Genomic DNA, 18,199 nt, shown 5'->3' with positions numbered 1-18,199 from the left:
ATGTGCATAATACACATATTGGAGAGACGATGACAAGATATACCACGACCGATGTACTGATCTGCGGCGCTGGCGCTACCGGGCTTACTTTAGCCATCGAACTGGCGCGCCACGGTATCTCATTTCGCCTGATTGAGAAAAGAACGACGCCTTTTACCGGCTCCCGCGGTAAAGGTATTCAACCGCGAACGCAAGAAATCTTCGAGGATCTTGGGATACTCAATAAAGTGGTCGCCGCTGGCGGGCGCTATCCCCGATTACGAACCTACCGTCACGACGGAAGCTACGTGGATTCAGATATTGCGCATAATACAAAACCGACCCACGCCGAGCCCTACCATCTGCCATTGATGGTTCCACAGAACGTAACAGAAACGATTATGCGGGAGCAATTAAAGACATTGGGGCATCGGGTGGAATTCGGCTGCGAGTTATTGCATTTTACGCAAACCCCACGAACTGTCACCGCATATGTTGCCGGGCCGACTGGCGAAGAGGTCATCATCGCGCATTATTTGGTAGGCGCAGATGGCGGCGGAAGCTTTGTCAGAAAGAAATTAGGCGTCAGCTTCCCCGGTCGTACGTTGGGAATCCATGCGCTTGTGGCTGACGCTTCGCTTTCCGGTCTAAACCGGGATGTATGGCACCACTTTAATGATGGCGATATGGCGCGGATGATAACGATTTGCCCTCTCGCCGGCACGCAGCTCTTTCAAATCCAGGCGCCGTTGACCCCGGATGACTCGCAGGATTTCTCAGCCGACGCGCTCACGGCTTTTATCACTGAACGAATCAGGCGGACAGATGTTCGCATCCTTTCAATTCCCTGGGTATCGAAGTACCAGATGAATGCGCGTATAGCGGAACATTACCGCGTAGGTAAGGTATTTTTGGCCGGTGATGCCGCTCATGTGCATCCGCCAACGGGTGGGCAAGGGTTAAATACCAGTATCCAGGATGCCTATAACCTGGGATGGAAAATGGCAGCCTCGCTGCGGGGCGCAGGAGAAGAACTTCTCGATAGCTATGAACAGGAACGTCGCCCGGTAGCCGAATCGCTGCTCCACCTTTCTACCCGATTGCTTGAATCTCAAAAACAGGGCGGCATCAAACGAGAACGCGATGTCCAACAACTTGATATCCATTATACCAACTCCCCCTTAGCCCACACGTTACCCGAACATCAGCATGGGTTACAAGCAGGAGAAAGAGCTCCGGATGCTCCTCTTTTGGGAGCAGGCGGCCAATCATTACGGTTATTTCAGTTACTACAAGGTCCGGACTGGAATCTGTTGGCCTACGAAACCCGCGGAAAGGTAATCGACGCGCGGCAAGGTCTGCGTATTCATCATATTGGCGAGCAGGACGAGCTCATCGATACCATGGGGCACTTGCGGGAGTCCTATCATCTGGCGTCGGGTGAATGCGTGCTGATCCGACCCGATGGCTATGTCGGTGCATTCTTTCACAGCAACCAGATCAACGATATTGAAAATTATCTCTCTCGTTTTGCCATAGGGATTAAAGATGAATACCACTATCTGTGAGAACACTGACAGTGAAACTATCAAGCCGCTTAACAAGCGGCGGATTTTTCCAGTTTTCCTGATTGTCGGCCTTTACGCCGCCAGTACAGCGGCTGTGATGTCGGTACTGCCTTTTTATATCCGCGAGATGGGCGGTTCGCCGCTTATCATTGGAATCATCATGGCCACTGAAGCTTTTAGCCAATTTTGTGCGGCTCCCCTGATTGGCCACCTTTCCGATCGCGTTGGCCGCAAGCCAATACTGATTGTCACGCTGGCTATTGCGGCGATGAGTTTACTATTACTTGCCAGCGCGCAAAGCATCCTGTTTATCCTGCTCGCCCGTACGCTTTTTGGCATTAGCGCCGGGAATTTGTCAGCCGCCGCAGCCTATATTGCCGATCATACGCACGTCAGAAATCGGCGTCAGGCAATCGGCATCCTCGCAGGCTGCATTGGCTTAGGCGGTATTGTCGGCGCGGGAGTTTCAGGATGGCTATCGGGTATCAGTCTGAGCGCGCCAATCTACGCCGCCTTTATACTCGTCCTTGCGTCTGCCCTGGTCGCGTTTTGGGGGCTAAAAGACCATTCCACGACATCACTTACCACAGATAAAATAGCGGCGTGCTCTGCCCGCGTTATTTTAAAGATGCCTGTCCTTCGCGTATTAATCATCGTAATGCTTTGTCATTTCTTCGCCTATGGCATGTACTCTTCACAATTACCTGTTTTTCTTTCTGATACCTTCATCTGGAATGGGCTTCCCTTTGGGCCAAAAGCGTTAAGCTACCTTTTAATGGCAGACGGAGTCATTAATATTTTCGTTCAGCTATTTCTGTTAGGTTGGGTGAGTCAATATTTTTCGGAGCGAAAGCTAATTATTCTAATCTTCACCCTTCTTTGTGCTGGATTTCTCACTGCGGGTATCGCCACGACCGTGCCAGTGCTTATTTTTGCTATCGTTTGCATTAGCATCGCCGATGCGCTGGCCAAACCCACTTATCTTGCCGCCTTGTCCGTCCATGTCTCGCCTGCCCGACAAGGTGTCGTCATCGGAACGGCGCAGGCATTAATCGCAATTGCTGATTTTATATCCCCCGTACTGGGTGGATTTATCCTGGGATATGCCCTGTATAGTGTCTGGATCGGTACGACTATCGCTATCGCCATTATTGGTCTGGCGACAGCAATGACTTATCTTTCAAAAAGTTCACCGCTAATAGTGAAACCAGAAACAGAATAAGGTGACAACGTCACAAATAGCGTCACTCTCTTCTGCAATTATTTATCAAAAGCATTGTACTTATATTGAATGTTTAAGAGGTATTTATGGAAATTACGCTGGTTGACATTTGCCTTTGTAAAGCGCGGGGAAAGCATGAAAAAAAGATATCTCGTTGTTATAGTAGTGCTTTTTATTTCTACAAATGTTTTTACACTACTTCATAACAACATATTATTTTGCCGAAATAGCCCGGAGTGTGATTTGTCTCATGTGCTCCCCGACTACCGTGATCAGATTTCAGGTACACCACTGAAATATACCTTAATTAGTACAGTTCAATTAGCACAAGTGGTGCTCAGACACTATGAGTTATTATCGCAGCACTGGTCGCCAGATGACATGGTAACCCCTGCGCAATGGCGACATAACGTTGATATTTATATCCCTGAAACGGCAAAAGAACGCCATGCCCTGGTGGTTGTAAACAATGGAATTAATTACGAAAAAGGCGTGCAAATCCCTAGCAAAGCCGTTGATTTTACTCAGGAAACACTGGCAAACATTGCCCGTGATACAAATACTATTGTAATATCAGTTAGTGATATACCTAATCAATATTTAACCTTTCAGGGTGACAAAAAACCTCTGAAAGAGGATGAGAGTGTTTCCCGGAGTTGGGCATTATTTATGGAAGCGCCGGAGCAACGTAAGTTAATGCCTTTAAATATTCCTATGGTCGCAGCCCTGTCGCAAGCGATAAGATTAGCAAAAAAGGAATTAACGCAATGGAATATACATTCTTTTATCATTACTGGCATTTCAAAACGTGGATGGACCGTCTGGTTGTCAGCTATTGCCGATCCTGATGTTGAAGCAATTGTTCCCTTCGCTATTGATCTACTTGATATTGATGCTTCGCTTGAGCACATTTATCAATCATACGGCGGGAACTGGCCAATTACATTCTATCCCTACTATCAGCAAGGCATAGATGAAAAAATAAAATCTCCCCCATTTAGCCAGTTAAGACAAATAATAGATCCTTTAAGATATCTCAACACTATTTATCAGCCCCGCCTTGCAATACCGAAATATATTATTAATGCAAGCGGCGATGATTTTTTCGTACCAGATAACACTCGCTTTTATTATAGTAAACTCCCTGGAGTAAAATCATTACGTATAGTGCCCAATATGAGCCACTATTCAATTAAACAGATTACTGAAGAAAGCCTCGTTCCATTTATTAACAGATTTCAAAGTAAAAAAACATTACCACAGTTGATCGGCCTTATTCATCATCATCTTCTTACGATCTATTTCTCAGAAGAGCCGATAAAAATCGTTCGCTGGACAGCCAATAATTCAAATGCACGTGATTTTCGTTATGCCTGTGGTATCCGCTACCAGCCATTTACGATAGATATTCCTATCAATAATAGAATCACTATTACGCTAAATGAGCCTGAAACTGGTTGGGAAGCTACCTATATCGAAGCAACCTTTGATGATGGTTATGTCGCAACGACCCAGGTTTATATTACGCCCGATGATAAATATCCACAGACAGCGCCGCCATCAGCCAACGCCGCATGTCAAACGTTGCCGGGGCGTGGATTAGGGGAAAACGATCGCCTCGATTAAATCTTCAAATAATTAATTGATTTTAAAGAATTTAATCCCTCACGCTTACGATGGATAGAAATCCTATGTGATAAATTTTCGTTACATTGATCACGTTCTAATCACAAGAGAGGTGATTTGAAAATAACCTTAAAATATTGTGGTCAGGCCGCTAGACCACAATAAGAGGATAAATCATGAAAAGAAAAACAATGGGATGGCTTATCGTTTTTCTTCTTTTTATAGTTTACATGCTTAACTATATGGATCGTTCAGCATTGTCGATAACCGCCCCCTTGATTGAAAAGGAGTTAGGATTTAACGCCGCGGAGATGGGGATGATCTTCAGCGCATTTTTTATCGGATACGCCCTGTTTAATTTTATTGGTGGCTGGGCCAGCGACAAAATTGGGCCAAAAACGGTTTTCCTTATCGCAGCGTTACTATGGTCTGTTTTTTGTGGGTTAACCGGTCTGGTCACCGGATTGTGGACAATGCTTATCGTGCGCGTTCTTTTCGGTATGGCTGAAGGACCGGTCAGCGCTGCCGGAAATAAAATCATCAATAACTGGATTTCCCGAAAGGAGTCTGCCACGGCGATCGGAATTTTTAGCGCTGGTTCCCCGCTCGGCGGCGCGGTGTCCGGGCCGATAGTGGGACTGCTGGCGTTATCATTAGGCTGGCGTCCCGCATTTGGCATTATTTTCTTATTTGGCCTGGTATGGGTACTACTGTGGTACTTTATCGTTAGCGACAAGCCAACAATGAGTAAACGCCTGGCGCCGGAAGAACGCATTGATTTTGAAAATCATGAGGACATTATTTTATCTGATGATGGTCGGGCTACGCCTTCGCTCGGCTATTACATGAAACAACCAATGGTATGGGCGACAACGCTGGCTTTTTTCAGCTATAACTATATTCTTTTTTTCTTCCTGACCTGGTTCCCAAGTTATTTGAACCATTCATTACATCTGGATATTAAAGAAATTAGTATTGCCACGGTAATTCCCTGGGTTATCGGCGCCATTGGTATGGTGCTCGGCGGCGTCTGTTCTGATGTAATTTATCGGATTACCGGTAATGCTCTGCTCTCACGTCGACTTATTCTGGGCGTATGTCTGGCAGGTGCGGCGGTATGTGTTGCGGTTTCCGGTACCGTTAGCACTATTGGTAGCGCAATTACGCTCATGTCAGTTTCACTCTTCCTGCTCTATTTAACTGGCCCAATTTATTGGGCAGTTATTCAGGATGTTGTTCATAAAGATAAGGTAGGGAGCGTCGGCGGAGCCATGCATGGTCTGGCTAATATATCCGGCATTATCGGTCCGCTTGTCACAGGTTTTATCGTTCAATTTAGCGGTAAATATGACTATGCGTTCTATCTGGCTGGTGCTATCGCTATCGTTTCAAGCCTGTTGGTCTTCGTATTTGTAAAAAGTAAAGGATTCAAAGCCAATGAAAGTCAAAGCTGTGTTCATCAATAAGCCCGGTGAAGTTGAAACCCTCTGGGTGGATTATCCACATAAGAAAGAGAATGAAGTATTAATTAAAGTTGATGCTGCAGGAATTTGCGGATCGGATATTGGGGCTTTTCGTGGAACGAACCCACTTGTTACTTACCCAAGAATTATCGGGCATGAAGTGACCGGAATTGTTCTTCAGGAAGGCGCAGGAATGCCGGACAATATAAAAAAAGGCGACCGCGTGATTGTTGACCCTTATATTTATTGTGGTCACTGCTACCCTTGCTCTGTTGGCAGAACTAACTGTTGTGAAAATTTAAAAGTCATTGGCGTGCATATCGATGGCGCAATGCAGGAGGTGGTTACTCATCCCGCACATTTAATTCATAAAATACCAGATAATGTGCCTTCTGAAATGGCGCCGCTGGCAGAACCGCTCACTATCGCTCTGCATGCGCTGCATCGGGCAAACGTTAAGGCCGGGGAATATGTTGCTATCATCGGCGCGGGAGCAATTGGTCTTATGGCGGCATTAAGCGCGCGTCATTACAAGGCAACGCCTATTCTGATCGATATTGTGGAAGAACGGTTACGCTATGCGCAAAAGCTTGGCGTTCCCTATGTGCTGAACGCCACTGACGGTCAGGTTATCGACGCTATTAAAGACATCACACACGGCACCATGGCGCAGGTCGTTATAGAAGCCTCCGGCGCAAATAGCGCTATTCGAAATACGCTTGATTTAGCATCGTTTGCTGGTCGCATTTCTTTCACTGGATGGCCAAAGCAGGAAACGTCGCTGCCGACGAACCTGATCACCTATAAAGAACTGGATTTACGCGGTTCCCGCACCAGTGCCGGTGAATTTGACGAGGCATTACGCATGCTATCCGCGCTGGAGATTAATCCGCAAGATGTTGTCAGTAAAGTCGTCAATCTTGATGAGATCCCTGATGCAGTTAAAGAACTTGATCGGTATCCGGAGCGCTACTTAAAGATTAATGCTGTTTTCCATTAATTTTACAGCGAGTTCTACCGCATGGTATGGTCGCCATGCGGTACTATTCACCGACAAATTTAGCCGCCAACAATCTCTCTCACATAGCGTAAATGTTCCAGAGATTCCTGATAGGCGCTGTCAACATCAGACTGGCGCATCGCTTCCACTATCGCTTTATGTTGTTTGTTGAGATTAAGTAAAACATTTCTGTCTCCAGACCGCTCATCAAGCCCGGCATAAGGGATATTAATCCGCTGTTCCCATAACATACGGGACATATCGAACAAGACCCGGTTACGGCTGGCTTCAGAGATCGCCAGATGAAACTCTTTATCCAGCGAGTAAAAGCCGTGGACGTTATTATCGTTAATGGCTTGCTCCATACGATGATAAATCATCTCTATTTGGCTGATGACGTCATCGTTATCGTTTTGCGCTGCTAAGCGCGCGCAATGGCCATCAACCAACTCGCGAGTAGAGAGGATCTCTTCGATGGTATAGTCGCTGGCAGGGTGTTTTTTATCTGAAACGATAACTCCATTCCCGGACTGGATCACGATCCATCCGGAGATCTCCAGTACAATCAGGGCTTCTCGCAAGGAAGCGCGGCTAACGCCAAGCTGTTTTGCCAGTTCGCGTTCTGGCGGTAAAAAACTTCCCGGTGGAAAAATATTATCATTGATCAGCTTAATGATGAGGTTGGCTATCTTCTGATAGAGCCTCTCCTGCCTGACCTCAGGTATAACCATGCGCCCTCCAATCCATATCCAGGGGATTTTGAATGGATTTAGCATACCACCCCGGCGCTGATGATCGTGATAATTAATTACCTCGCACGGCAAAGAGAAGCAACCATCGGTAGTCTCGTATTCCCTTCGCTGAGACTACCGAGGAACCTTACCAGGACGAACGATTTATCCTTTAACGTTGATTTTCTCGAACACGGGCGCAGTCGCATTCTTAAACTGAGAAAGAGACCAGGTTTTATAGTTGATATCATTGTATCCGCGCACCATCATATCGCCGTGCGTTAAGTCAGATAGCGTCGTCCAGACCGTATATTCTGAGACCGGTTTGCGGGTGGCGTTGCCTTCCCCTTCACTCCCCATATAATCAACCGTAATATTTTTCGGACGATCGAAACGGCTCATAATATGCGCAAGGGTATTCATTGCATCGTGGGCGGATGTCGCCTGCGGCGCATATGTGGTGTAATAAACGCCGCGTATAAAGCGGGAAACCGAAGTATCGGATGACGGCAAGTCTGCAATAGCGATCCCGCTGTCAGGTTGCATAACTTTTATCCCGCCCAATGTGCCTGAAGAGCGGTCCACATTGGTTAACTGCGTATAATTATTCAGATTTGTCAGATGCCAGGGAAATGCAGGACCATTTGTCATTACGCGAGTGGGATTGTCATAGACATGAAATTCGCCATTTTCCACTTCAACGACAATGCTTCCCCCTTTCTTGTCATAAAACGCATAATGAAATGGCGATTTCAGATCGCCAAACCGATGCAGTTCCGGTGACCAGAATTTGCCCTCTTTTATCGCCTGTTTTACCTCGCCGACGGTAGCAAAACGGGCCAGCGCCCATTCTCCCAGTGAGGTGACAGGAATTGCCTGTTTATATTCACTCGTGGGCAATGGCGGCAATTGCGCATCCATGATCATGTTTTCACTAAATGACAATCCCGCGCTGTTCATGCCTTCAAGTATGTCCCTGCTATCACCATCAGTGATGGTGGACGTAATGGCCAGTATTGGATACTTCGCCTGATAACTTACTCCCTGGCTGCCATCCGGCGTTTTTTTAACAAACTGCGTTCCCGCTGGATAATATGTTAACCATGATGGTAAATCCTGCATATATTCCAGCGTGCGTCCATGAAAAATATCGCCTTGTTTATCCTGAATGGCAAGGGTTGTGCAGGCCTGTGAAGCCAGGGCGTATGAAAACAGCGCCGGAGCGATAAATAACATTGCTTTACTTTTTTTCATCATGCTCTCCTTGTTTGTAAAATAGATTGGATGAATATATTAAATTAAACCTATCAATGGTTATTCGGTACGTAATTTATTGTGATCTTATTTTACAAAAAATAAATTTAACTGACGGATTGAGGAAGAGTTAAACACAGCGAACTGGCTCGAAAACGGGTTATCCATGCGACTATATTTAAATATTTCCATCGCGTTATAAATAAAAAACGAGGTTTTTTATTGACATTAAGATATACCATCACAACGTTATATCTACTCTACATCGGCAATAACATTAAATTAATTTATGTTTTTGAGGCATGGTAGTAGCACACATGTAATCAGTTGTTACGAATTAGAAACATAATTGCTACTAAATCAAGTTGAGAAAGACAAGATATGCAACATATTATGCCCACACTAACTATAGTGGTTTGGGATAAACGTTATGCAAACACAAGATACATTCTATCAAGTTATGCGTAGACACGGCGTGACAAGGCGTAGCTTCCTCAAGTTTTGCAGCCTTACCGCAACGTCTTTAGGCCTGAGTAGTTCGATGATTCCTCAGATAGCTTACGCCCTGGAGAATAAACCCCGTACGCCAGTGATATGGCTGCATGGTCTTGAATGTACCTGTTGTACCGAGTCTTTCATTCGCTCTGCGCACCCACTGGCAAAAGATGCCATTCTGTCGCTCATTTCCCTGGATTATGACGACACCATTATGGCCGCCGCGGGGCAACAGGCCGAGCAGGCGTTGGCGGATGTGATGCGTGAATACAAAGGAAATTATATCGTTGCCGTGGAAGGTAACGCGCCGCTGAATGAAGATGGGATGTTTTGCATACTGGCGGGCGAGCCGTTCCTGGAAAAGTTAAAACGCGTCAGCGCGGATGCTAAAGCTATTATCGCCTGGGGGTCCTGCGCGTCATGGGGCTGCGTGCAGGCAGCCCGTCCAAACCCAACTAAAGCTACGCCGGTTCACAAATTAATTACCGATAAACCCATTATTAAAGTGCCTGGCTGCCCGCCTATACCTGAAGTGATGTCCGCCGTTATCACCTATATGCTGGCATTTGATCGTATCCCTCCCCTTGATCGTCTTGGACGACCCAAAATGTTTTATGGTCAGCGGATTCATGACAAATGCTATCGACGCGCGCATTTCGATGCCGGTCAGTTTGTGGAAGCGTGGGATGACGAAGGCGCCAGAAAAGGGTATTGCCTGTACAAGATGGGCTGTAAAGGCCCAACTACCTATAACGCCTGTTCAACCGTTCGCTGGAATGATGGCGTTTCTTTTCCTATCCAGTCGGGTCATGGATGCCTCGGATGTTCGGAAGATGGATTCTGGGATTATGGATCGTTTTACAGCCGGGCAACGGGCATTCCGCAAACCGGTATTGAGGCTACCGCCGATAAAATCGGTCTGGGCGTTGCCGGCGTCGCGGGCGCTGCCGCCATCGCTCACGCCACGGTCAGCGCCATAAAACACGCCCGTAATAAAAACAACACGTCATCAGAAAACGCTCCGGAAGAGAAAAAATAATTATGTCATATCCTTATCAGACTCAAGGTTTTACGCTGGACAATAGCGGACGACGAATTGTGGTCGATCCGGTTACTCGCATCGAAGGACATATGCGCTGCGAAGTGAATATCGACAGTAATAATATCATTACTAATGCCGTGTCGACCGGCACCATGTGGCGCGGCCTTGAGGTTATCCTGAAAGGCCGCGATCCGCGAGACGCCTGGGCATTCGTTGAACGCATTTGCGGCGTCTGCACCGGTACACACGCTCTGACCTCAATCCGTGCCGTAGAAAATGCGCTGGGAATCGCGATTCCAGACAACGCAAACTGTATCCGTAATATGATGCAGGCTACGCTACACGTTCACGATCACCTGGTGCATTTTTATCATCTGCACGCGCTGGACTGGGTCGATGTGGTTGCCGCCCTGAAAGCCGACCCGCATCAAACCTCCGCCATCGCGCAAAGCCTTTCCGCATGGCCGCTGTCCTCGCCGGGATATTTCCGCGATTTACAAAATCGTCTGAAACGGTTTATCGAGTCCGGTCAACTTGGCCCTTTCCGTAACGGCTACTGGGGACATCCGGCTATGAAACTTCCGCCGGAAGCCAATTTGCTGGCGGTCGCCCACTATCTTGAAGCGCTTGATTTTCAAAAAGAGATCGTAAAAATTCACACCGTTTTCGGTGGTAAAAACCCGCATCCTAACTGGCTGGTGGGCGGCGTTCCTTGCGCCATCAACCTTGATGAAACGGGCGCGGTCGGCGCAGTGAATATGGAACGTCTGAATCTTGTCAGTTCCATCATCAAAAAAGCTCGCCAGTTCTGCGAACAGGTCTATCTTCCGGACGTCTTGCTGATTGCCAGTTATTACAAAGACTGGGCAAAAATCGGCGGCGGGTTATCGAGCATGAATCTGCTGGCTTATGGCGAGTTTCCGGATAACCCTAACGATTATTCCGCCAGTAATCTCCTGCTTCCGCGTGGGGCTATCATTAATGGTCGTTTCGACGAAATTCATCCTGTCGATTTAACCGCCCCCGATGAAATTCAGGAGTTTGTCACTCACTCCTGGTATACCTATGGTAACGGCAATAATGATAAGGGCCTGCATCCGTGGGATGGTCTGACCGAACCGCAACTGGTCATGGGCGAACACTATAAAGGCACAAAAACCTTTATCGAACAGGTGGATGAGTCCGCTAAATATTCATGGATAAAATCGCCGCGCTGGAAGGGACATGCTATGGAGGTAGGTCCGCTGGCGCGTTATCTGATTGGATATCATCAAAATAAACCGGAATTTAAAGAACCCGTAGATCAACTGCTTAGTGTATTAAAGCTGCCTAAAGAGGCGCTCTTTTCTACATTAGGGCGTACTGCCGCGCGTGCGCTGGAATCCGTATGGGCAGGCAATACACTGCAATATTTCTTCGATCGCCTGATGCGTAACCTCAAGTCCGGCGATACGGCGACGGCAAACGTCACGCTCTGGGAACCCGATACCTGGCCTACATCTGCAAAAGGCGTTGGTTTCAGCGAGGCTCCGCGCGGCGCGCTGGGCCACTGGATAAAAATTGAAAATCAGAAAATCGACAGCTATCAGTGTGTGGTACCGACGACCTGGAATGCCGGACCACGTGACGATAAAGGTCAAATTGGCGCGTACGAAGCGGCGTTAATGGGAACTAAACTCGCCGTTCCCGATCAACCATTGGAGATTTTACGTACTCTGCACAGCTTCGATCCCTGCCTGGCCTGCTCCACCCATGTTATTGATAATCATGGAGGGGAGCTGGTCAGGGTTCAGGTACGATGACGACGATTCGGAGGTCTCAATGCATCTCAAAGAAATAACCAGCCAGGGGTACTATATCTATGAAGCGCCGGTACGTTTATGGCACTGGATCACGGCGTTATCCATTGTCGTTCTGGCTGTTACAGGATATTTCATTGGCCGCCCCCTGCCATCGATTCAAGGTGAAGCGACCTTTATGTTTTGGATGGGCTGGATACGCCTGATCCATTTTACCACGGCGTATATTTTTACTGTCGCTCTGCTGTTTCGTATTTACTGGGCATGTGTCGGCAATGAGTACGCCAGAGAGATGTTTCTGGTTCCGTTCTGGCGCCGTGCCTGGCGCAAAGGCGTTATCAGCGAAATCCGCTGGTATTTTTTCCTCGAAAAAGAGGCCCATCGTTACTATGGACATAATCCGGTGGCGGGACTGGCGGTAATGTTCTATTTCTGGATGTCCGTACTGATGGTGTGTAGCGGCTTTGCGCTCTATGGCGAAGGGCTTGGAACGGACAGTTGGGCGTATCAATGGTTTGGCTGGATGATTCGCTTGACTGGCAACGATAGCCTCGCGCTGCATTTCTGGCACCGGCTGGGCATGTGGTTCATTATTGCATTCGTCATTGCGCATGTTTATACCGCTATCCGCGAAGACATTATGAGCCGACAAAGCGTGATTTCCGTCATGATAAGCGGCTGGCGCTGGTTCAGGTGATAACAATGGCAGAAGTAACAATCTTAGGGCTTGGCAACCTGCTTTGGGCAGATGAAGGGTTCGGCGTCAGAGCGGCGGAAAAGCTGTTTGAACAGTATGCCGATAACGAGAAAGTTGACGTTGTTGATGGCGGTACGCAGGGGCTGGCGCTGCTTCCCTGGCTACAACAGACCGAAAAACTGTTAATCATGGATGCTATCGATTTTGGTATGGCGCCAGGTTCGCTGGCGATGTTTCGTGATGAACAGGTTCCCGCCTATCTGACGGCGAAAAAACTCAGTTTACATCAGACCAGTTTTTCTGAAGTGCTGGCATTGCTGCAATTAACCGGCTGCCCATTAGCGGAGATTGTTCTGATCGGCGTGCAGCCGGAATGTCTGGATGACTATGGCGGAAGTCTCACGCCGCAGGTAAAGGCGCAACTGATGCCCGCGGTCTATCTCGCACAGCAAGTGCTGGCGCAATGGGGTATCACCGCCTCTTCAGCGGCCTTGACCACTGAAAGACTCAATCATTATAGCCTGTGTATGGAACGCTACGAAGATGAACGGCCAGATGCGCAAAGCGCTTGCCGGGTCGGTGATATTCGGGTGCTACAAAGAGAGAAATCATAATGTGTATTGGCGCTCCTGTGCAGGTTATTTCACCAGGTCAGTGGTTCGCCAAATGCCGCGACCGACACGGCGATCTTATCGACGTTGATATTCGGCTTGTAGCTCCCCCATTAGCTGGCGCATGGCTGCTGACATTTGGCGGCGCAGCACGACGGGAAATGGACGAAGCGGAAGCCATTGAGGTACTGGCAGCGCTGGACTCGCTGGAACAGGCCATGCGCACGCAAAGCGATCCGCTGGCCGGTTTTGCCGATTTATTATCTCGCACGCCTGAATTACCGGAGCATTTGAAAAAATGACTATCTCACCCCAAAAACCTGTTTGTCCTCTGGCGAACAAAGGCTTTCTGATTACCGATGCGCAAACGCTCCCGTCGTTGATTAATGCGCATCCGACTCTTCTGGTTTTGCTGCAAAGCGACCCAAACAAACACCCGGAAGTCGCCGACAGTTGGGTTATTATCCCGGAGATCCTCAAGCAATTTCCGGCGACGTCTTATACCGCGGCATTTGCGGATAGCGAACAGAGTGAACTGATCGCCCGGGAGTATCGCATTCTGAAATATCCGGCACTGCTTTTCTTTCGCCAGCACCGTTTTGTCGGCAGTCTGGCGGGATTATATAGCTGGCAAGAATACTCTCAGCGGGTGGCCGCATTGCTGATCACACCGGGCTATCGTCAGGATATTCCCGTTATCACGCAATAGAATGAAAGGTAACACACGTGAATCATTCCAGAACTATTCCAGTCGTTAATATTGCCGGACCAGGCTCGCAGCCAGAAGAGGAAGACTTTAACTTTCTTCCTATCCCCGCCGGCATTAATCTCCCGCTGACGCCGGTTTTACCGGAACAGGCGCTGCCCGCTGAGCTTCATGTAGCCAGACACGTCCTGACTACGCTTATTGGCGATATGGATACCCCAGTGGCAAGACTCTCATTTCCCCTGATCTATAAGCTGAATGCTTCTGAGCAACAGAATAGCGGTTTGTTGGATCAATTGCTCGGCGAAGGTGAAATATCCGCCCGGGTACTGTTACCCGATGGAAAAGAACAGCGTATTCAGGAGACGGTTTTTACGGGCGTCTGGCGTATACGTGAATTTAACGCTGACCAGCAACGGGTTGCCGATGAAATTATCATTGGCCCGATCCCTGAGAGCATCTGGCGGACGCATCCGCAACCGCCGATTACGCCAGAATTGCCGCCGCAACCGACGGGATTGATGAATGGCGCCTTTATCGCGCATGAAATAGCCGAACGCGTAAAACAGCCGGTAAAAGAACCGCATATCATTAACTTAACGCTATTACCAGTAAACGATGCCGATCGCGAGTATCTGGATCATTTTTTAGGCGAAGGCTGTAGCGCTATTTTTTCACGCGGATATGGTAAATGCCGGATTGTAAGCACACATTTTCCCGGCGTATGGCGGGTCAATTATTTCAATGATATGAATACGTTACTGCAAGATATGATTGAGATAGCGGATATTCCTGATATCGCCGTCGCAGGTATAGACGATATTGAAGATGCCTGCGCGGGGCTGAAAAATACGCTGAAATGGTTGAAAGAATACCCTGTTACAGAAAATGAGCCAGTGGTGCGCATGGAGTGCAAAGTATGTTGGTGGGTTTACGATCCTGAACTGGGCGATGATGTCTGGCAAATCCCACCTGGCGTGCCCTTCAACCAATTACCTGATTACTGGTGCTGTCCGGTTTGCGAAACCAGTAAATCCGGGTTTATGGTGATCGATGAAGGTAATAATTCGTGCAAAGATTGACCGTCTATTCTCACCCGCTACGGATTATCTGGCAGGAGCCGCCGATCGGTCGTTTGTTACAGGGCGCAACGCCGGTATACGCGAAAACGCTTATTTCACGTTTGTTTACGTTGTGCGCTCAAGCGCACAGCGCGGCGGCGGCTTTACTGCTGTTTCCTGAAGAGGAGCCAGATATGCAGGCCGCACAACAAGAGCTGGCGCGAGAAACGCTCCGGCGCGCGTTGACCGACTGGCTCCCCCTATTTAGCCACCGACAGGCAACCGTTGAAGAATGGGCGTTGTTACGTCGCGGAGACTTATCCCCGCTGGCGAGCACAATCTTTTTCGACGATGATCCTCATATCTGGCTTGCCGCTGGCGTACAGGGCTGGGAAGCATGGTTTTTGCAAGAGCGTTCTGAAGCCGCCCGCTGGCTGGCGGCATTACAGAATATTATTACACCTACACTACCGATGGCGTCGTCCCCGGACCATACGTTAATAACCCATGCTCCCCTGGATGTCTCGCCTCTGGCTATCGAATATCCGCTGCTGTCAGCCTGTTGCCTTAGCGGAAAACCGATTGCGCTGCGTCTGCTGGCCCGCTGCATTACGCTCGCCCGAAGTTTGAGCGCCCTTCCCACCCTGCGCTGGAATCGTTTTGATGATGGCGAGTGGAAAATAGCGGTAGTGGAAACCGCGCGAGGATGGTTAGTTCATCAGGCCAGACTGACGACGTCAGGCAATATTCTTGATTACCGTATTATTTCGCCCACCACTCGTCACGCCCAATCTGACGGAGTCATTGCTCGCGAACTGTCTGCTATTCCTGTCTCATTGTGGTCGCGACAATTACAGGTTATTGATCCTTGTGTCGCCGTAAATATTGTTGAATAAAGGACCTGGCCCATGCATGAATTAGCCCTGGCGCAAAATATTATCGAATTGCTGGAGGAACAGGCAGTAAATCACCAGTTCAGCAAGGTAAAGCAAGTCTGGCTGGAGATTGGCGTCATGGCCTGTGTTGAAGTGCCGGCGCTGCATTTTGGCCTGGATGTCGCTGCTCGTCATACTCTTGCTGACAATGCGCGTTTCCACATTACTATCGCACCGGCGCAAGGTTGGTGTCTGTCCTGTAATCAACCCTTCACCTCTCAAACATCCACACTCTGTTGTCCCTTTTGTCATTCAGGTAAGGTGCAGATAGATGACAGTAGCAGAATGCGTATTCGGGAAATCGAAGTCGAATAGTCAATAAAAAAGGACGCCAGAAGCGTCCTGAAATAATAAAAGAATAAATTAACAATAATAAAGGTTAAGCAGTGACACAGTTTCGGGGAAAGGAGGGTATCCCTAAACTGTCTTAATCAACAAGTTTTATCAGAACTCGTAGACTAAGCCGAGCGCCACGGTGTTGTCTGTATTAGGATTCGATGGGTTGCCATCTTTTAGCAGATTGATTTTATAGTCAACATACGCGGACATATTTTTATTAAAGTAGTAATAGGAACCCACATCAATATATTTCACAAGGTCGAACGATCCGAGACCATTAACATCGTTGGCTCTGGATTGCAGGAACGCCAGTGATGGGCGTAAGCCATTATCAAATTGATATTGCCCTACCATTTCCCAGTTATCGGTTTTATGTGCAAAGCCGCCCAATGTATCGCCCATATAGGTCATATCATAAGTACGGGTATAGTTTGCCGCCAGATAAATATTATTGGCATCATACTTCACACCACCAGTCCAGGCTTCAGCGCGGTCGCCATTATCGTATTTATCTTGCGTAATCTGATCAAGCGTGCGTTTGGAACTGGTATAGGCTGCCCCCAGGCTCACCCCCATGCCCAGATCATATGTCGCTGATGCCCCGAAACCATCGCCATTCTGGTACGCGATACTTTTTCTGGCATTATTGCTTAAAGGATCGCCTTCTTTCGACAGGCCGTCATTTTTACCCTGATACTGCAACGCAATATTCAGACCATCAACCAGACCAAAGAAATCATTATTGCGATAAGTCAGAACGCCATTCGCACGTCCGGTCATAAAATTATCGGAAGCTTCATACGAATCATTACCAAATTCAGGCAGTACGTCAGTCCATGAACCAATGTCGTATAACACGCCATAGTTACGACCATAATCAACAGACCCCATATCGGCAAATGCCAAACCAGCAAAACCGAGACGCGTCCAGCTTTGTGGAGAACCGCTGGAGTCACCATCTTCCGGACGGTTGGCGTTGACCTGATACTCCCACTGTCCAAAACCGGTTAGCTGATCGGTAATTTGGGTCTCACCCTTAATACCCATACGGATATAAGATTGATCACCATCCGTACTATGATTACTGGAAAAATAATGCAGGCCGTCGACCTTGCCATACAAATCCAGTTTGTTGCCATCCTTGTTATAGATTTCTGCTGCGTTGGCGGCTCCAGCCATCATTACGGCTGCGGCTACCGCAGATAACACCACTACTTTTTTCATTTTATATGCCTTATTTGTCTTATTTTTGGACTTTCCGCAAAACCTGCTCGCGGAACTGTCCAGGACAATATCACTAACAATTACCGTGCGTTAAGTTTCAAAGTGTAATATTAGCTTGCTATGTATTAGTGATAATAAAATGCAAGTTAAGCATCACTACATTAATCGGTGCACTATTTTCTGCTGTAATAACAATGGGTTTGCCAGTAGAGAGCGGGCTTAACGTCCGGGATGGCGAGGCCAGAATGGCGCTGAGCAATCTGCTGACGTTGGTTAAGGTGGAGTCACTATCAGGAGAATTCCACCCTTAGTTTTCTATATAATTTGTTACGTTTACATTTATTTTTAAATTAGCGTTATAAAAAATACCGTACTACTGAAATAGCACTTCATCGATTTGTATATTTTTACCATAGTTAATTATCACATAGCGCAAACGGTCATTTG

The 18,199-nt window shown here is 47.8% G+C and carries 17 protein-coding genes; 14 read left to right on the top strand and 3 right to left on the bottom strand.

From position 1 onward, the window contains the following. Window positions 1–29: 29 nt before the first annotated feature. From F4V72_RS05545 to F4V72_RS05525, 5 genes are all read left to right on the top strand, one after another. On the top strand, window positions 30–1,547 hold the full coding sequence (locus F4V72_RS05545) for an FAD-dependent oxidoreductase (RefSeq protein ID WP_136058271.1): 1,518 nt from the start codon (window positions 30–32) through the stop codon (window positions 1,545–1,547). Then, the gene (locus tag F4V72_RS05540) at window positions 1,528–2,769 is read left to right on the top strand and encodes an MFS transporter (protein WP_136058270.1); all 1,242 of its coding nucleotides are present in this window, start codon (window positions 1,528–1,530) and stop codon (window positions 2,767–2,769) included. Before F4V72_RS05545 ends, F4V72_RS05540 begins: the two co-directional genes overlap by 20 nt. 69 nt (window positions 2,770–2,838) lie before the next feature. Further along, the gene (locus F4V72_RS05535) at window positions 2,839–4,395 is read left to right on the top strand and encodes a PhoPQ-activated pathogenicity-related family protein (RefSeq protein ID WP_079796720.1); all 1,557 of its coding nucleotides are present in this window, start codon (window positions 2,839–2,841) and stop codon (window positions 4,393–4,395) included. A gap of 176 nt (window positions 4,396–4,571) precedes the next feature. Next, window positions 4,572–5,861, top strand: coding sequence for an MFS transporter (locus tag F4V72_RS05530; protein WP_023247512.1), 1,290 nt, complete (start codon window positions 4,572–4,574; stop codon window positions 5,859–5,861). Beyond that, entirely contained in the window at window positions 5,833–6,858 is a 1,026-nt protein-coding gene (locus F4V72_RS05525) for a zinc-binding alcohol dehydrogenase family protein (protein WP_053510154.1), read from the top strand. Before F4V72_RS05530 ends, F4V72_RS05525 begins: the two co-directional genes overlap by 29 nt. 59 nt (window positions 6,859–6,917) lie before the next feature. On the opposite strand, the gene F4V72_RS05520 is transcribed toward F4V72_RS05525, so the two are convergent. Beyond that, entirely contained in the window at window positions 6,918–7,589 is a 672-nt protein-coding gene (locus F4V72_RS05520; protein WP_151347146.1) for a FadR/GntR family transcriptional regulator, read from the bottom strand. Between the two features lie 165 nt (window positions 7,590–7,754). Beyond that, window positions 7,755–8,846 (bottom strand): choloylglycine hydrolase family protein, encoded by a 1,092-nt coding sequence (locus tag F4V72_RS05515; protein ID WP_063390433.1) that lies wholly within the window; start codon window positions 8,844–8,846, stop codon window positions 7,755–7,757. A gap of 427 nt (window positions 8,847–9,273) precedes the next feature. Here F4V72_RS05515 and F4V72_RS05510 point away from each other — a divergent pair, with 427 nt between their 5' ends. From F4V72_RS05510 to hypA, 9 genes are read left to right on the top strand one after another with little or no spacing between them, the layout of a single operon-like run. Next, a complete protein-coding gene (locus F4V72_RS05510) occupies window positions 9,274–10,377 on the top strand; it encodes a hydrogenase small subunit (RefSeq protein WP_001194448.1) in 1,104 nt (367 codons plus the stop codon). A 2-nt stretch (window positions 10,378–10,379) separates the two neighbouring features. Further along, window positions 10,380–12,182, top strand: coding sequence for a nickel-dependent hydrogenase large subunit (locus tag F4V72_RS05505; RefSeq protein ID WP_053530075.1), 1,803 nt, complete (start codon window positions 10,380–10,382; stop codon window positions 12,180–12,182). Next, on the top strand, window positions 12,133–12,876 hold the full coding sequence (gene cybH / locus F4V72_RS05500) for a Ni/Fe-hydrogenase, b-type cytochrome subunit (RefSeq protein ID WP_000924456.1): 744 nt from the start codon (window positions 12,133–12,135) through the stop codon (window positions 12,874–12,876). The genes F4V72_RS05505 and cybH overlap by 50 nt, the downstream gene beginning before the upstream one ends. 5 nt (window positions 12,877–12,881) lie before the next feature. Next, window positions 12,882–13,490 (top strand): HyaD/HybD family hydrogenase maturation endopeptidase, encoded by a 609-nt coding sequence (locus tag F4V72_RS05495; RefSeq protein ID WP_053530074.1) that lies wholly within the window; start codon window positions 12,882–12,884, stop codon window positions 13,488–13,490. Further along, window positions 13,490–13,789, top strand: a complete 300-nt coding sequence (hypC, locus tag F4V72_RS05490) for a HypC/HybG/HupF family hydrogenase formation chaperone (RefSeq protein WP_023247507.1) — start codon at window positions 13,490–13,492, stop codon at window positions 13,787–13,789. Before F4V72_RS05495 ends, hypC begins: the two co-directional genes overlap by 1 nt. Further along, entirely contained in the window at window positions 13,786–14,196 is a 411-nt protein-coding gene (locus F4V72_RS05485) for a hydrogenase (RefSeq protein WP_063390432.1), read from the top strand. Before hypC ends, F4V72_RS05485 begins: the two co-directional genes overlap by 4 nt. A gap of 17 nt (window positions 14,197–14,213) precedes the next feature. Continuing rightward, on the top strand, window positions 14,214–15,275 hold the full coding sequence (locus F4V72_RS05480) for a hydrogenase expression/formation C-terminal domain-containing protein (protein WP_136058268.1): 1,062 nt from the start codon (window positions 14,214–14,216) through the stop codon (window positions 15,273–15,275). Then, the gene (locus F4V72_RS05475) at window positions 15,263–16,150 is read left to right on the top strand and encodes an ATP/GTP-binding protein (protein WP_053530073.1); all 888 of its coding nucleotides are present in this window, start codon (window positions 15,263–15,265) and stop codon (window positions 16,148–16,150) included. Before F4V72_RS05480 ends, F4V72_RS05475 begins: the two co-directional genes overlap by 13 nt. 12 nt (window positions 16,151–16,162) lie before the next feature. Continuing rightward, the gene (hypA, locus tag F4V72_RS05470) at window positions 16,163–16,504 is read left to right on the top strand and encodes a hydrogenase maturation nickel metallochaperone HypA (RefSeq protein ID WP_000544772.1); all 342 of its coding nucleotides are present in this window, start codon (window positions 16,163–16,165) and stop codon (window positions 16,502–16,504) included. A 129-nt stretch (window positions 16,505–16,633) separates the two neighbouring features. On the opposite strand, the gene ompC is transcribed toward hypA, so the two are convergent. Continuing rightward, window positions 16,634–17,752: a porin OmpC gene (ompC, locus tag F4V72_RS05465; RefSeq protein WP_023247502.1), complete on the bottom strand. Its 1,119-nt coding sequence runs from the start codon at window positions 17,750–17,752 to the stop codon at window positions 16,634–16,636. Window positions 17,753–18,199 lie beyond the last annotated feature (447 nt).

This window comes from Salmonella enterica subsp. diarizonae (assembly GCF_008692785.1).
GTDB lineage: Bacteria > Pseudomonadota > Gammaproteobacteria > Enterobacterales > Enterobacteriaceae > Salmonella > Salmonella diarizonae.
This window is presented reverse-complemented; position numbering and strand designations above follow the sequence as displayed.

What these genes read in the sequence shown, in the direction of transcription:
- F4V72_RS05485 (WP_063390432.1), top strand. Translation starts at nt 13,786, where the DNA reads ATGACTATCTCACCCCAAAAACCTGTTTGTCCTCTGGCGAACAAAGGC.
- F4V72_RS05520 (WP_151347146.1), bottom strand. Translation starts at nt 7,589, where the DNA reads ATGGTTATACCTGAGGTCAGGCAGGAGAGGCTCTATCAGAAGATAGCC.
- F4V72_RS05535 (WP_079796720.1), top strand. Translation starts at nt 2,839, where the DNA reads ATGTTTAAGAGGTATTTATGGAAATTACGCTGGTTGACATTTGCCTTT.
- F4V72_RS05515 (WP_063390433.1), bottom strand. Translation starts at nt 8,846, where the DNA reads ATGATGAAAAAAAGTAAAGCAATGTTATTTATCGCTCCGGCGCTGTTT.
- F4V72_RS05505 (WP_053530075.1), top strand. Translation starts at nt 10,380, where the DNA reads ATGTCATATCCTTATCAGACTCAAGGTTTTACGCTGGACAATAGCGGA.
- ompC (WP_023247502.1), bottom strand. Translation starts at nt 17,752, where the DNA reads ATGAAAAAAGTAGTGGTGTTATCTGCGGTAGCCGCAGCCGTAATGATG.
- hypA (WP_000544772.1), top strand. Translation starts at nt 16,163, where the DNA reads ATGCATGAATTAGCCCTGGCGCAAAATATTATCGAATTGCTGGAGGAA.
- F4V72_RS05530 (WP_023247512.1), top strand. Translation starts at nt 4,572, where the DNA reads ATGAAAAGAAAAACAATGGGATGGCTTATCGTTTTTCTTCTTTTTATA.
- F4V72_RS05540 (WP_136058270.1), top strand. Translation starts at nt 1,528, where the DNA reads ATGAATACCACTATCTGTGAGAACACTGACAGTGAAACTATCAAGCCG.
- F4V72_RS05510 (WP_001194448.1), top strand. Translation starts at nt 9,274, where the DNA reads ATGCAAACACAAGATACATTCTATCAAGTTATGCGTAGACACGGCGTG.
- hypC (WP_023247507.1), top strand. Translation starts at nt 13,490, where the DNA reads ATGTGTATTGGCGCTCCTGTGCAGGTTATTTCACCAGGTCAGTGGTTC.
- F4V72_RS05525 (WP_053510154.1), top strand. Translation starts at nt 5,833, where the DNA reads ATGAAAGTCAAAGCTGTGTTCATCAATAAGCCCGGTGAAGTTGAAACC.
- cybH (WP_000924456.1), top strand. Translation starts at nt 12,133, where the DNA reads ATGTTATTGATAATCATGGAGGGGAGCTGGTCAGGGTTCAGGTACGAT.
- F4V72_RS05495 (WP_053530074.1), top strand. Translation starts at nt 12,882, where the DNA reads ATGGCAGAAGTAACAATCTTAGGGCTTGGCAACCTGCTTTGGGCAGAT.
- F4V72_RS05545 (WP_136058271.1), top strand. Translation starts at nt 30, where the DNA reads ATGACAAGATATACCACGACCGATGTACTGATCTGCGGCGCTGGCGCT.